The organism is Nevskia sp. (assembly GCF_021732705.1).
Classification (GTDB): domain Bacteria; phylum Pseudomonadota; class Gammaproteobacteria; order Nevskiales; family Nevskiaceae; genus Nevskia.
This window is the reverse complement of the sequence record NZ_JAKFUM010000018.1, coordinates 1-14,946: the sequence shown is the minus strand read 5'-3', so window position 1 is coordinate 14,946 and position 14,946 is coordinate 1. Positions and strand designations below refer to the sequence as shown.

Below are 14,946 nucleotides of genomic sequence, written 5' to 3'. Positions count from 1 at the left end.
CAGCCCGGCGAACGCCGGGTCTTCTGAACCGCCGCGGCGCTAGCGATACAGCGCGAGCAGCGCAGCGCCTTCGGTGACGATGCGGTCGCCCTCGGCCAGCGCCAGCGCGTCGCGGGTCAGCGCCGATTCGTCGCAGGACGCGACGCGGCGCGGTTCGAAGTGCTCGGCATCGCGATGGATCCAGACCACGCCGGCGGTGGCGTCGGTGCCGTGCACGCAGGCGCCGGCCGGCAGCGTCAACTGCTGCGGCAAGCGCTGCGGGGTGACGGCGATTTCGACCCGCTGTCCCGGCTGCAGCGCGTCGGCACCGGCCGTCACGTCGAAGCGAATCTGCCAGCCGCTGCCATCGGCCGATGGCTCCTCGCCGGCCAGCCGCAAGGCCGTGCCGGCGTCGCGGACGAGGCTGGCGGCGGCCACGCGCGAGCCGAGCCCCGGGTGATCGTGATGCGCGACGAGGCGCAGCCCGTCGGCGTCGACCAGCCGGAACAGCACGGTGCCGGCGCTGGTCAGCGCGCCGTTGCGGGCGCTCGTGGCGATCAGCCGGCCGGCGGTCGCGGCACGCAGCGGCACGCGCTCGGTCAGGCTTTTCTGCAGCAGGTCGCGCTGGGTCTGCAGCAGGTTGCGATCGGCTTTTTCCCGATCGAAATAGATGTTGCCCTGCGCCACACCGCCGGCCTCGACGTTGACCGCGTTCTGGTACTCCAGCCGCTCGACGTTGACGTTGCCGACGACCAGCTTCTGATCGAGTTCGGCGATCTGCGCGCGACGCTGCGCGATCTCGCGCTGGCTCAAGGCCGGCCGCAGCCAGGCCAGCACGGTGCCGGCGCGGACTTCGCTGCCGGGCAGCGGCCAGCCGCCGGCCGGCGCTTCGAGCGTGCCGTTCTCCGGTGCCACCACGGTCAGCGCCGTGTTCGGCTGCGCCTGCACTTCGGCGATCAGCTTCAGCGGCGCGCGCGGCGTGTGCGACGACCACGGCTGCGTGCGCAGGCCCAGCCGGCGCTGCAGCGCCTTCGGCACGCGCAGGCTGCCATCGGCGTCGAACTGCGGACGTTCGGTGCGGATCGCGGCTGCGGCGCCGTGCGCCGCCGCGTCATCGGCCGGGTCGCGATGGACTTCGCCGTCGTGCGCCTCGGCACCGGCGAACAGCGCGAGCGCAGCGGCCAGCGCCAGCGCGAAGGTCGAGCGCGTCATCGCGTCGCCGCCGCGGCGGTCGAGGTCGGCGTGCGGCGCGGCAGCAGCACCCGCAGACGCTGGTTCGGCTGCAGATTCACGTGGGGATCGACGGCGGCATACAGCGCCCGATGGCGGCGATCGGCCGGATCGAAGCCGGTGGCGATCCGGCGCAGGGCGAGGCGCTGGCCATGGCCATCGATCGCGATGGCGGCGTCCGGGGCGTCGAGATGCTCGTCGGCGTAGCGGGCTTCGATCGCAAGACCGTCGGACGCCTGCAGCTCGAACAAGGTCTCGCCCGGCTCGATCACCCGGCCGCTGCTGGCGGCGACCCGGACCACAGTGCCGGCACGCGGCGCGACGATGGTCAGCGGCGAGTCGAGCGTGGCCGCAAGCTGCTGCTCGCGGCCCTGAGCGGCGCGGTAGTCGGTGAGGATCTGCAGGGTCGGCGTCGGCAGCTTGACGTCGAATTCCTGCTCCTTGATGCCGTAGCGGTCGATCTGCAGGTAGCCCATCGCGACATCGCGTTTCGCGGTCGCCAGCTCGCCTTCGACCGTGCGCCGCTCGGGCTGGCTCATCAGCGGCCGGAGCCGGGCCAGCACCTGCCCGGCGACGACCGTCTGCCCGGCCTGCGGCAACGGCACGGCGCCGGTTTCGAGCTGGCCGGCCTGACGCGCCGTCAGCAGCACGGTGCGGCGCGGATCGAGCACGACCTGTGCCGGCACCGCCTGCAGCACCGATTCGTCCGCGCTGCCGGCCGTGGTGGACGCGGCATGTGCGTGCGCGTGGCTGCCGTCATCGGCGCGCGACGCCGGCAGCAGCGCCGCATACAGCAGCAGCGTCAGCGCCGCGTGCCGGATCACGGCGACCGGCGCGAACCGCCGCGGCATCACGCCACCCGGGCCGGCATCACTTGCCGGCAGATGCCGAAGCGGTCGGCGCCGGTGCGGCGGCCGTCGGCGCCGATGCGGCCTTGTGCTCCGGATCGAGCAGGTCGGCAATCGCTTCCAGCCCCTTGACCTTCGAGATCCGCAGCGGCGACCAGCCGTTCTTCGACGCGATCTCGCGATCGGCGCCATGGGCGAGCAGGTATTTCACCTGCGCCTCGTGGCCGGTGGCGGCGGCGAAGTACAGCGCGGTGATGCCGCGATCGTTCTGGGCGTTGACGTTGGCGCCGGCCTTGACCAGCGCATCCATCACGCCGGTTTCGGTCGAGAAGAACGTGGTGAAGTGCAGCGCGGTCCAGCCGGCCTTATCGACCAGATCGATCTTGGCGCCGCGCTTCAGCAGCTCCTGCACGCCGGCCAGCGAATCCTGGCTGACGGCGGCGATCAGGGCGGTCTGGTCGAGCGTGTCGCGGCCATCGACCGGCGCGCCGGCATCGAGCATGCGCTTCAGGCCCGGCAGATCGCCGACGCGGGCGAAGTGCACGGTCAGGCCGATGCGGTCTTCCTCGGACAGCTTGGCGATGTCGGCGGCCGTCACCGGGTTGACCTCCGGCGGCGTCTTGGCCTCGGCTGCGGCGACGGCGGCAGGTGCGGCGTCATCCGGCTTGACGGCGGTCTCGGCGCAGCCCGACAGGAACAGCGCGGCAACGAAGGCTGCCGGAGCGGCCAGCAGCGTGGAATGCTTGCGGATCATGGGTTTTCTCGGTGGAACACGGACAACGAGTCGTGACGGCGGCAGGGGCTCGATCAGGACACCGATCAGGGCGCGCGCTTGCCGGCCGTGCTGGCGACGCCGGCCGGCGCGCCACCGCCGGCGAGGCCCGGGCCGGCGATCTTGGCCTTTGCGGTCAGGCTTTCGGTCAGCGCCTCGAGGCGGGTCTGGGCGGTACGCTGGCGCAGCGACTGCTTGATGGTGTCGTCGAGCTGGTCGAACGTGCCCGGATTGCTGACCGGACGCGGACCGTCCTCGACCTTGATCAGGTGCCAGCCAAAGCGGCTGCGCACCGGCTCCTTCGTGGTCTCGCCCTTCTTCAGGCCGATGACGGTGTTGGCGAAGTTGGTGTCGACGAAGATGTCCGGCCGGAACCAGCCAAGGTCGCCGCCGGTGTTCTGGCCGCCCGGGTCCTGGGTTTCGGTCTTGGCGACGTTGACGAAGTCCTCGCCCTTGGCCAGCCGCGAGGCCAGCGACACGGCCTTGTTGTAGTCGTTCACCAGGATGTGGCGAACCTTGTATTCGATGATCTTGCCGTTCGCGCGGTTGAACTCGTACGCGGTCTTCAGCACGTCATCGGTGACGGGATTGCGGTTGAAGTAATCCTCGAGATAGGCACGCGACAGGATCGAGCGTTCCTGGAACGCGATCTGGTCGGCAATCGCGGCCTTCTTGTCGAGTCCTTCCTTGCGGGCGGCCTGCGCCAGCACTTCCTGCGTGATCAGTTCGGCACGGGCGGCCGCTTGCGCTTCCGGTCCCGGCGCCTTCTTGTTTTCGGTGAAATTGGAACCCATCAGCGTGATGTGGTTCTTGGAAATCGGACGGCCGTTGACCGTGACATCGACGGCGAGGCCGGCGTCGGTCGTGGGCAACACCTTCTGCTCGGCCTGAACCGGGGCGAGAAAGGCCAGGCTGGCCACCGCCAGGATCGCGCTCAGCGAGCTTTTCTTCTGCAGCATGTCGTGACACTCCGGACAACGGTAGGAAAATCGAATCGCCGCCTGCGGGTTGCGCAGGCGGCGATGGGTCAGGACGCCTTCCGCCGCGGACGACGGAAGGCGCCAGACATCAACGCTTAACGCGGACCATCGACATCCAGCGGCGCGGCCGGGTAGTAGCCCGGGCCGAACAGCGCGGCACCGTCACGCTCGAACACGGCAGCGTGCGGCTTGGCGCCACCCTTCACGCCACGGGCACCCGGCCACAGCCAGGCATCGCGGGCGGCGGAGTCGAAGTCGACGCACGGCGTGCCGAGCAGCTCGTCGGTGAACGAGGTGTCGAGCACGGTGGCGCCGGTGCGGCGATCGAACTTCGCGAGGCACAGCGTGCGGTCGCCGTCCGAACCGGTGCCCGGACCCGGGACGTGGTTCAGTTCGACGAAGTACTGGATGAAGGCATAGCGCTGCACGCCTTCCGCCGGCGCACCGCCGACCACGGCATCACGCGGCACGCCCAGACCGTAGCCGTTGTCCTTCGGGCTCAGGTCGAGGTAGCCGCCTTCGCCGGCCGGCGTCTGCTGATAGCCGATGCGGTCGATCGTGGTGAAGTGCGGACCACCGTGGGTGTACAGGTTCTGCAGGCTGTTGAGGTTGCCGCTGCCCGGGCCGCCGCCGGTGCCGGACGGTTCGCCGCCGGTCTGGGTGCGGTTCAGCAGGATGCCGCGCGGATTGCCGACCGAGATTTCCTCGATGATCTGCGCAGCGCGCAGGTAGCCGGTGCCGAGCTGCGAGGTGTTCGACGACAGCGTCGTCTGACCGCCCACGCCGGTCGGGCCATCCTCGAACTGACCCACGACGCCGCGGATTCGCGGGCAGTCATCGGCTTCGTTGTTGTGCTTGAGAATGTTGAAGCGGCTGGAGATGCCGCCCGAGCGGTCCTGACGCGAAGCCCAGGCACCGAGCGAGCTGCCGGACGGACGCGCCGGATCGTACGGCGGGAAGTCGCACTGGATCGCCGTTTCCGGCGTGTTGGCACGGCCCTTCGCCAGCAGCGGACGGATGTCCACGGTCAGCAGGCGGCGGCTGTGTTCACGCGGGTAGTCGCGGTCGAATTCGACGGCACCGACCGGATCGATCGACGCCGGGCTTTCGATGCCCGAGATCGGCTGGATCAGGAAGCGATCGTCATCCGAGACGCTGAAGTACGAGACGCCCGGGCACGGGCCGACGTCGTACACCGCACGCCAGTACGGACCCTTGCCGCCGAACACGTTGGTCTCGTCGCCGCGGATACGGATATCCGGGCTGTAGAACAGCGTGCCGCCGCACATGGCGCCGGTGAAGGCACCGTCATGCGGAACGTAGTCCGGATCGCCCGGACGGCAGTCGTCGATCTCGACGTCGCTGGTCGCATTGGCCAGAACGCCCTGCGGGGTGATCGCGAGGTCGTAGCTCGGGTCGCTCAGATTGACCCAGCCCTTCTGGTTCTTGCAGTGGTGCGACTGGTGCGGCAAGCCGAACGGCATCAGGCCTTCGTTCTCTTCGTGGAACAGCACCGCTTCGACGCGCGGACCATCCGGCACGGCCGAGACCGAGCGGACGTACGGGTTCGACGCATAGACGTTCGCTTCCTTCAGCGAGTCACGGGTCTTGCCGCGGTTGTATTCGCCGCTGGCCTCGAACACGCGAACCGAGCTGCCGAAGGTCGAACCGCAGACGCCCAGCGGACGCGGCGTGGCACCCGGGTTGAACGCGGCCTGGTTGCAGATGCCGCGCAGCGCGCCGTTGATCGCCGCCGCACCGATCGACGCCGCGACGGCGTAGTCGGACGAGACGAGGTACTTGCCGTCATAGGTCAGCGCCATGCCGTGCGGCAGCGCTTCGATGCCGACGTCGTCGTTGCCCAGATAAAACGCACCCTGATTGCGCGAGCGCGACGGACGCAGGTCCGGGTAGCTCGTGTAGTTGGTCGGGTTGCGCGGCTGGTTGGCCCGCACGGCGGCACCGTATTCGGTGATGCCGGTGTGGCCGAGCAGGTTCGAGTCGTCGGTGATCAGGCCCGGGATGTTGCCGACCAGACCACCGACCTGCACCGATTCCAGCAGCGGCAGCACGACCGGTGCCGTGGCAAGGCAGACGCCCGCCGCGGTCGGCGCCACGCGGTCCGGTTCGATTTCCGTGACCGAGCCGCCCGGCCCGTACACGTAGTTCGACATGTAGGTGTAGAGGATCTTGTGGTTGCCCGTCGTCGACGGCATGACCACGAAATCGTCGGTCAGCGACGACCGGCGCACCTGCGTGCCGCAGACCGCGAGATCGGCGCGGCCGATGTTGCGGACGCTGGTGACGTCGAAGCGGAACACGTTCTTCGAGATCACGCCGCCGGCGAACTGGTACTTGCGGCCGCGCTGCAGGCCGTCGCCACCGCCGGAGATGTACGAGGTGTAGCTCAGCATGTGGTGCGGATCGTTGTGCGAATCCGACGCCGCGCCCGAGAGCGCGACCGGCAGCACGTTCGACACCAGCACCTTCGGCAGCTCCGCCGTCCAGATCACGTTGCCGTAGGTCGTGGAGTTCGGCTCGGCATCGAGCACGGCGAGGAAGTCCTGCGCCGTGGCCGGGTTGCAGACCGGGGTCGAGCAGCCGTCACCGGTCCAGACCAGCAGCACGGACCCGTTCGGGATCGGCTGGTTGGTGTACTTGTTGATGGCGGCCGGCGCACCCGCGGCCGGCGTCTGATTGCGCGGCAGCTGCAGCAGGTTGTTCGACGCGCCACTGGCGGCCGATCCCCCGAGCGACTGCTGCACGCCGCCGAGGACCTTGCCGAGCAGGCCGGTATTGGCCTGCGCAACCTGATCTGCGGCGGAGGCTGCGCCAGCTGCCATCATGGCGGCGGCGAGCGAAATGGCTGTGGCCGCCTTCTTCAGCGCCAGCAAGCCTCCTGTTGAACGAATGGACATTGGTCCCTCCCATTTTCTGACCGATAGAACTACCGTTTCCTGTGTTCCAGATCGCCTTTGTTTCGGGAATATCGATAAAACTTCAATGAATCCCGAGCATTGCCATCTGAATCAAACCACAGGCGTCCATCGTAAGCGGTGTTAAAAGAACGATCAGCGGCAAGAATTAGATCATTTAGTCGCCACGGCATTGATTTTGATTTTGATAACTGGATTTTTCCGCCATTTATCGAATCACTCAACTTCATATCGTTATTCCTTCAAGACTCCAGTCGCCTGACGGTGTCGGAAAGTAATAACTTCATTGCCGGATGCGATTGATTTCACCGCGCCGCGCAGCACGAACGACGCGACAACGGAATAAGAACCGTCAGCGCCGGGCCGACAGGTGCTCGGCGACATCCTGTGCCGCGAAACGCAGGAACAGCGCCGGCGTCAGGAAGCTGTCGAGCACGGTCGACGACACCAGCCCGCCGAAGATCACGAGCGCCACCGGATGCAGGATTTCCTTGCCGGGCGCCGCGGCATCCCACAGCAGCGGCGTCAGCGCCAGTGCGGCGATCAGCGCCGTCATCAGCACCGGCGTCAGGCGCTCGGCCGAGCCGCGCAGCACCAGCGCCGGGCCGAAGGCTTCGCCTTCATCGCGTGCCAGAGTCAGGAAATGGCTGACCTTCAGAATCCCGTTGCGCGCCGCGATGCCGGCCAGGGTCACGAAGCCGACGAGGCTCGCCACCGACAGCGCAGTGCCGGTGACCGCCAGCGCCGCGATGCCGCCGACCAGCGCGAACGGCACGTTGCCGAGCACGATCGCGGTCAGCCGCAGCGAGCCGTAGCGGCTGTACAGCACCGCGACCATCAGCAGCAGCGACAAGACCGCCAGCCCGCCGATCCGCGCCAGCGCCGCCCGCTGCGACGCACCCTGCCCTTCGAGCACGATCTCGTAACCCGGCGGCAGCGTCAGCGCTGCCAGTTGCTCGCGGGCGTGATCCGACGCCTGATCGAAGCGGCCATCGCCGGCGAACGCGGCCACCACGATCCGCCGCCGCAGGTGCTCGCGCAGGATCTGGTTCGGGCCGCTGCCGCGTTCGATCGCGGCGATCGTCGACAGCGGCTGCGGGCCGTTGGCGCCATCGATCAGCAGATCGGGAATGCGGCCTTCGGCCCGCTCGGCTTCCGGCAGCCGCAGCACGAGGTCGTGCCGGGTTTCGCCATCGACGATCTGCGCCAGCGGCAGACCCAGGGTCAGCGCGTTCAAGGCTTCCTGCGCCCGCGCCGGGGCGATGCCGACATCGGCCGCCAGCCGGGCATCGATCCGCACCTGCAACTGCGGCACGTCGACCTGCGGCTCGATCTGGACATCGGCAAGCCCCGGAATCGCGGCCAGGGTCTTCTGCACCTCGTCGGCGAGGCGGCGCAGCGTCGGCAGGTCATCGCCGACGATCTTCGCGACCAGCGGCGCCCGCACGCCGGACAGCAGATGGTCCAGCCGGTGCGAGATCGGCTGGCCGATCGAGACCGACACCGGCAGCACCGCGAGGCGGCTGCGCAGGTCGGCGGCGATCTCGCGGCGCGAACGTCGGGCATCGTCGCGCAGCACCACGTCCAGCTCCGAGTAATGCACGCCCTCGGCGTGTTCGTCGGCCTCGGCACGGCCGGTTCGGCGGCCGACCGACGCCACTTCCGGCACGTCCAGAATCAGGTTCTCGGCAATGCGGCCGATGCGGTCGGACTCCGCCAGCGCAATGCCCGGTGTCGCGATCAGGTTGATCGTCAAGGTGCCTTCATTGAACGGCGGCAGGAATGCCCGCGGCAGGTTCAGCGCGAGCACCGCGCTGACCAGCACCAGCGCGACGGCTGCGAGCATGACCGTGCGCGTGTGGCCGAAGCTGCGTTCGAGCAGGCGCACGTACGAGGCCTTCAGCCGCGCCAGCCAGCGCGGCTCCACCGGCAGCGCGGCATGTCCCGCAAGCCCGAACGCGCACAGCACCGGCGTGACCGTGATCGCGACGACGAGGCTCGCGAGAATCGCGGCGATGTAGGCCACCCCGAGTGGCGCGAACAGCCGGCCTTCGACGCCGCCGAGCGCGAACAGCGGCACGAACACCAGCACGATCAGCAGGGTCGCGTAGAGAATTCCGGCGCGAACCTCGACCGTGGCCCGGCCGACGATGGCGAGTGCGGACTCGCCATCCCGCCGCTGGCGCAGCCGGCGCACCACGTTCTCGACCCCGACCACGGCATCGTCCACCAGCTCGCCGATCGCGATGGCGATGCCGCCGAGGGTCATCGTGTTGATCGACAGCCCGGCGATCTGCAGCGCGACGAGGGTGGCCATCACCGACAGCGGAATCGCCGCGAGTGCGACGACCGTGGCCCGGCCGCTGGCGAGGAACGCGAACAGCACGATGGCGACGATCAGTGCGCCATCGCGCAGCGCGCCGAGCACGTTGTCGATCGAGTGGCGGATGAAATCGGCCTGCCGGAACACGGTCAGGCGCTGGCTGCCGGGCGGCCGATGGCGGTCGAGTGCGGCCAGCCGCGCTTCGAGTGCGGTGGTCAGCGCCAGGGTGTCGACCCCCGGCTGCTTCTGCACCGCGAGGATCACGGCGGCATGGCCGTTGGCACCGGCATCGCCCCGCTTCTGGCGGCTGCCGCTGACGATAGCCGCGACCTCGCCGACCCGCACCAGCGGCCGGCCGGCGAGCGGAATCGCCGCCTGCTCCAGTTCATCGACCTTGAACGGCCGGCCGAGCGCGCGCAGGTTCAGTTCCTGCCCACCGGACACGATCAGCCCGCCGCCGAGGTTCTGGCCGTAGCCGCGGACGGCGGCTTCCAGTTCCACCAGCGGCACGTTCAGCGAGCGCAGCCGCTGCAGATCCGGCTGCACCTCGAACTGCGTGATCGTGCCGCCGATCGCCAGCACCTGCGCCACGCCGGGCACGGCGAGCAGCGCCGGGCGCAGGGTCCAGTCGGCATGGTCGCGCAGCGCGGCCGAGGTGGCGGCGGCGGCCTCACCGCTGCCATCGGCCTGCAGCGCGATCAGCAGGATTTCGCCCATCAGCGAGGTCGGCGGGCCGATCCGCGGCACGAGGCCGGCCGGCAACTGCGCGCGCACCGCTTCCAGCCGCTCCGCGACGAGCTGCCGGTTGCGATAAATGTCGGTCGCCCAGTCGAACTCGGCGTAGACGATCGCCAAGCCGTTGCCAGATACCGAGCGCAGCCGGCTGATCGACGGCAGGCCGCTGAGCGCCGTTTCCAGCGGAGAGGTGACCTGAGCCTCGACATCTTCCGGCGCGAGCCCCGGCGCTTCGATCTGCACGGTGACCGTGGGCCGGGTCAGGTCCGGCAGCACGTCCACCGGCAGCCGCTGCGCCTGCCAGCCACCGATCGCCAGCAACGCAATCGCCGCCGCCAGCACCAGCACGCGGCTGGCGAGACTCCACGCGACGATGCGTTCAAACACGGCGGCGCGCCCCGGCCTTGCGCCGCCGCAGCGCCCGCGCCGCGAACGCAGCCAGCACTGCGACAACGAGTCCGCCGATCACCTTGAGCACCGTGCCGCGATCCGTGGGCCGTGCCGCGGCAATCGCCTCATCGTCAGCGCCGTTGTCTGCCGGCAGCGGCACCATCGTCGCGATCGATTCATCAAGACGGACTGAACCCGCCGCCCCATGCACCCGCACCGTGATCGGCGCGGCGTCTTCCGGCGGCAGCAGATCCAGCGGCACGCTGTAGGTGCCGGGCTCGATCGCTTCGGCGCCGATGTCATGGCCGTTCGCGCGGACACTGACCGCGAGTCCGGCCAGCGGCGCATTGGTCGCGAAATCGTCGAGATAGATCAGCAGGCGCTGGGCGTCGCGCTTCAGCACCAGTTCCAGCTTCGGGGTGCTGGCCGACACGGCGGGCGCCGCCGGAAGCACCTTGTCGGCCGCCGCGCCGCGTTCGGCCCCAGAGTGTTCATCGGCCTGCGAATCGGCATGCGCCTCGGCGTCGTCATCATGGCGATGCCCTTCATGCGCGTTCGCGGGCGACGCCAGCAGCGCCAGCGCGATCACGCCGGCGGCGCGCAAGCGGCGCATCACCGCCGCGCCTCGGCGTAACGGCGATCGTGGACGAAGCGCTCGTCCGACAGCGATTTCAGGAACGCGACCAGCGCCGCGCGCTGCGCCGCATCCAGCGTCACGCCGCCCGCGAGTTGCGGATCGAGCGTCGGCGATGGCTGCACGGTATCCGCGTAGTGATCGACCACCTGTTCGAGCGTGTCGTAGCGGCCGTCGTGCATGTACGGCGGCGTCAGCGCCACATTGCGCAGGCTCGGCACGCGGAAGCGGGCGAAGTCGCCTTCCTTTGCGGTCACGGTCTCGCGGCCGCGGTCGCGCGGCGCGGCGTCGAGGCCGTTGTTTCGATAGCTGAAGTCGGTCAGCAGCGGTTCGGCATGGCAGCTCGCGCAGCGGGCGCGGAACAGGGCCAGGCCGTCGCGCTCGGTGGCGGTCAGCGCGTCCGGCTCGCCGCGCGTGTAGCGGTCGTAACGCGAGCCGGCGGAGACCATCGTGCCGACGAACTGCGTCATCGCCTTCAGCAGCCGCTGGCTGTCGATGCCCGGGCTGCCGAACGCGGCAGCGAAGTCTTTCTTGTAGGTGTCGTCAGCGGACAGCTTGGCGACGACATGCTCGATCGACTCGTCCATCTCCACCGGATTGCTGATCGGCGCCAGCGGCTGCACTTCCAGATGGTGGACGCTGCCGTCCCACATCAGCGCCGGCTGCCACGCCAGATTGAACAGGCCCGGCGCATTGCGCGTGCCGTTCTGGTTGCGGATGCCGTGGCTCACCGGGTGGTCGTAATGCGCGAACGCCGCGAACTGCTGGTGGCAGCTCGCGCAGGACGTGCTGCCATCGCGCGACAGTTGCGGGTCGTAGAACAGGCGTCGGCCGAGTGCGAAGCCGGCCCGCGTCACCGGATTGCCGCTGAAATCGTAGACCGGCTTCGGCCAGCCGGCCGGCACCGCGAACGACGGTGCGCGCCAGCTTTCCACCGTCTCGATCAGCCGGTCACGCGCGTTGCCGATGCTGGCGCGGGCACCCGTACCGGCCAGCACCGCCACGAGCAGTGCGGCGACCAGTGCGCCCGCGATCCAGACCCGGACGCCAGCAACGATCCCGCGCACGCTCATGGCCGGGCGGCAGCGGGCTCGTGGTGCAGGTGATCGACCCGGAACAGGCCGACATAGCGATCCGCCAGCGGCACCGCGTGCGGGCCATCCATCACCGTGTGGGTGTCGGCCAGCTTCAGCGGCACCTCGCCGCCGAAGAACGACGCGACATCGACCACCACATGGATCGTCGGCTGCAGACCCTCCGCCACCTTCAGCGGCTTGGTCGCGAACAGCAGGTACACCGTGCGAGACAGCCCGTCACCGCCGACATGCAGGGTCACCCGCTGCTCCGGCTCCGGCGACGCCGGCGAACGGCCTTCGAGCTTGAAATGGATGTACCCGGTCGTCCAGGTCCAGAACATGCCCTTCGCCGGATCCAGCGCCCCGGTCTGCGCCCCGGCATTGTTGCGCGGGTCATCGACGCCCACCCGGAACTCCAGCCCGCTGTACTCGCCGACCGGCGCCGCCGGCAGCGCGAACTTCGCCGACGCCGGCTCCGCCGCATCCACCAGCACATAGCCTTCGCTGGACTGCGCATCCGTCTTCGGCTCGAACCAGGTGCCATCCGCCCGCCGCAACCGGAAGCCGGACAGGTAATAGCGGAGCCGCGTCGCGGTGAATTCCTCACCCGCAGGTGTGGTCACCGCCTCGTTCAGCGCAAACGGCTTGCCCGCCCACACCTGATCGAGTTCCAGCACCGGCGCCGGCGCGGCCGGTGCCGAACCGCCGCCACCGCAACCCGCGAGTAGCACCGCAGCCATCGCCAGCGAGCCGGCAGCGGCCAGACGAACAGGGAAAGACAGGGCGTGCACGGCAGTCCGGGAGCAATCGAGGCAGGGTCAGCCGCGATCCTAGGGAATAACCAAACGGCATCAAAGGAACTTTTGAGCTGCCTTAAATGCATAAAGGCTTCTAAAGGCTGTGTCCGAAGCACAAACCTGTAGCGACGAAGTAGTTGGGCCGTGAAAGTGGTGGCGACGCTACTGAATCGATGCCGACGATTCTGCCGACCGACTCAAAAGTGCCAGAAGTAGCCTCTGAGAAGTCGTCCAAGTCGTTCAAGAGACGAGCTGGCCGACGCCAGAACTCAAAGCTATCTGAGGACGATCAAGTCTTTAAAAAGGACTTGTTTACGACTGCATTTTCGATGTCAGTTTTGAACCAACGAAGCATCTCCAATACCTCGACCATAAGATTTTCGAAGCGATCTTTATCAATAGTCAGATACTCGCCATGCGCGATGTAGTTCCGATTTTCAAGAAGTGTCTTGTCAATCAGTGTAAGCCGTGTGGAGTACGGTGAGGGGTCAATACCAAGCCATCCGGCAATATTAAGAAACACCGTTGAACTGAGATTGCTTTCCGCGCTGATAGCTCCGGATCGGGGCAAGCGGACTGGCTTATCAAATTCATCTATAAAGAAACTTACTGTAGTCACCGCTGTTGAAGCCTTTGACGAAGCAGTAACTGCAGACAGGGTCGACTTCATAGCCAACGCAACAAAGCAAGGCTGCAAGTTACGGTTGATATCTGCCCGATACGAAAGGTGGTTCACGTAGGCGTTAGCTGCGCCCTTTATGAATCCTTCCCAGTGGGCATACAGCATTGAAATGCCTGCCCGAATCTGTGTATTGATACGTTTTTCATTTGCATTTTCTACAGCTGCCTTGAACTGGTGAAGTTCCTTTATTCGCCAAGCCATTTCTTGATCTAGATGGTCCAGCAGGTCGTTAGCAGTGCGGAGCTTCATGGCCGAAAGTAAGTGGCTGCATACGGCAACAAATTAGTCATTCGAGTAGTGCCGCGCACGCCAGAGCCGGAGTTATCCTGGAAGACGGGATCCTGCCAAAGCCCATGCACCTTTTCCCTCAACCACGTTCGTCTTTCATGCGGAGGCAGGAGCTCAATGCCTGCTCGATTCGAGGCAACTCCGTGTGCTATAGCGTCGAAGGCAGAGATTGAAAAAGGTCCAAGATGCCTAGCACCGTCCCATCGTCTAAACACATCGTCAGAAATGTCGGCCTGAAGCGTTCTGAATGTCCAGTCAAAATGTGATTGCTCGGTCGCAAGTGCCGGCGCGTCCAGCTTGGCTAGATAACGTGCAGCTATGTCGAGGTATTCGTTGACATCCAGCCCGCGACTATACGGATGAAGACGGTACGCCATGAAGCGAAGTGCTATTTCAATGGCTACCTGTTGCTTCGTCTGCGTGTCAGTGAGCTGGACGGTAGCGGCAAACGATGGATGGCGAGTCAACTCTAGCAGCCAGTCGAAAAACGCGGTGTTGAGCATCACAAGGACACTATTTCGTACCTCTTGCTCGCTGAGCTTTGTGCCACCGGTGTTAAGTCGTTGGAACAATTCGAACTTAGCGTTTTCGTCACTTTCTTTTCGGAGGATTTCGACCCGCACGCGGGCACGCTTAATCTCCAACTGCAGAGCAATGTCAAACCCGTTGGGGTCGTCATCATTCGATTTCGCCCATCTCATGCCTGATAAGCTTGGCAATAAATTAGTGCCTCCCAAAATTAGAGGCGCAAACCTGGTACCAGTATCGGGATCACGAAGATCTCCCATTAACTGCAAGACGGTTGATATTCGCTGTAAGCCGTCGATCAATTCCCAAACACCGCTTTCACGCTGGAATACGAAGATGGGCGGTATGGGAATACCCAATAGCAAGGATTCGATGAACCGGGTGCGCTGAGATTCATCCCATCGATATAGACGCTGGTAGTTGGGGTCAATCTCAAGTTCGCCGTTCTTGTACATCGACGCAACCTCACCAAGAGACATGTCGTATCCATCAGTAACAACCTTATGGCGGGCACTTTTTAGCTCGGTTCTGAGGGCCTCAACAGTCATAGATGATTCCTTCTAAGCATTGGAATGCGGTGAGTGGGATTTGTTTGACACTGGTTAGCCAGCGTACCAGCAGTTATTGAGCCGGCATTCAAATGTTGAACTCAAGCGGCATACCGAACCGGCTCGTGTTGGAAGTAGCGCTTGATGCGGTCGGGCTGCCGCTGCACGCTGCGCAGGTGTCGGGCCGCCGCCTTGACGAG

General features: G+C 66.5%; 11 protein-coding genes. All 11 read right to left on the bottom strand.

The features are described 5' to 3' along the window. Positions 1-39 precede the first annotated feature (39 nt). Positions 40-1,191 carry a hypothetical protein gene (locus QZ951_RS18170; RefSeq protein WP_293003170.1) on the bottom strand — a complete coding sequence of 384 codons (1,152 nt, stop codon included), beginning with the start codon at positions 1,189-1,191 and terminating at the stop codon, positions 40-42. Beyond that, a complete protein-coding gene (locus tag QZ951_RS18165; protein ID WP_293003167.1) occupies positions 1,188-2,060 on the bottom strand; it encodes an HlyD family secretion protein in 873 nt (290 codons plus the stop codon). The genes QZ951_RS18170 and QZ951_RS18165 overlap by 4 nt, the downstream gene beginning before the upstream one ends. A 19-nt stretch (positions 2,061-2,079) precedes the next feature. Continuing rightward, on the bottom strand, positions 2,080-2,811 hold the full coding sequence (locus tag QZ951_RS18160; protein ID WP_293003165.1) for an ankyrin repeat domain-containing protein: 732 nt from the start codon (positions 2,809-2,811) through the stop codon (positions 2,080-2,082). A 65-nt stretch (positions 2,812-2,876) separates the two neighbouring features. Next, positions 2,877-3,788 (bottom strand): peptidylprolyl isomerase, encoded by a 912-nt coding sequence (locus tag QZ951_RS18155; protein ID WP_293003163.1) that lies wholly within the window; start codon positions 3,786-3,788, stop codon positions 2,877-2,879. A gap of 116 nt (positions 3,789-3,904) precedes the next feature. Further along, the gene (locus QZ951_RS18150; protein ID WP_293003161.1) at positions 3,905-6,655 is read right to left on the bottom strand and encodes a hypothetical protein; all 2,751 of its coding nucleotides are present in this window, start codon (positions 6,653-6,655) and stop codon (positions 3,905-3,907) included. 442 nt (positions 6,656-7,097) lie between these two features. Next, positions 7,098-10,190: an efflux RND transporter permease subunit gene (locus QZ951_RS18145; protein WP_293003159.1), complete on the bottom strand. Its 3,093-nt coding sequence runs from the start codon at positions 10,188-10,190 to the stop codon at positions 7,098-7,100. Then, on the bottom strand, positions 10,183-10,806 hold the full coding sequence (locus QZ951_RS18140) for a hypothetical protein (RefSeq protein WP_293003157.1): 624 nt from the start codon (positions 10,804-10,806) through the stop codon (positions 10,183-10,185). The genes QZ951_RS18145 and QZ951_RS18140 overlap by 8 nt, the downstream gene beginning before the upstream one ends. Continuing rightward, positions 10,806-11,900, bottom strand: coding sequence for a cytochrome c peroxidase (locus tag QZ951_RS18135; protein ID WP_293003154.1), 1,095 nt, complete (start codon positions 11,898-11,900; stop codon positions 10,806-10,808). The genes QZ951_RS18140 and QZ951_RS18135 overlap by 1 nt, the downstream gene beginning before the upstream one ends. Further along, on the bottom strand, positions 11,897-12,694 hold the full coding sequence (locus tag QZ951_RS18130; protein WP_293003152.1) for an MbnP family protein: 798 nt from the start codon (positions 12,692-12,694) through the stop codon (positions 11,897-11,899). Before QZ951_RS18130 ends, QZ951_RS18135 begins: the two co-directional genes overlap by 4 nt. A gap of 295 nt (positions 12,695-12,989) precedes the next feature. Further along, entirely contained in the window at positions 12,990-13,631 is a 642-nt protein-coding gene (locus QZ951_RS18125; protein ID WP_293003150.1) for an MAE_28990/MAE_18760 family HEPN-like nuclease, read from the bottom strand. Then, entirely contained in the window at positions 13,628-14,746 is a 1,119-nt protein-coding gene (locus tag QZ951_RS18120; RefSeq protein WP_293003148.1) for a DUF262 domain-containing protein, read from the bottom strand. The genes QZ951_RS18125 and QZ951_RS18120 overlap by 4 nt, the downstream gene beginning before the upstream one ends. Positions 14,747-14,946 lie beyond the last annotated feature (200 nt).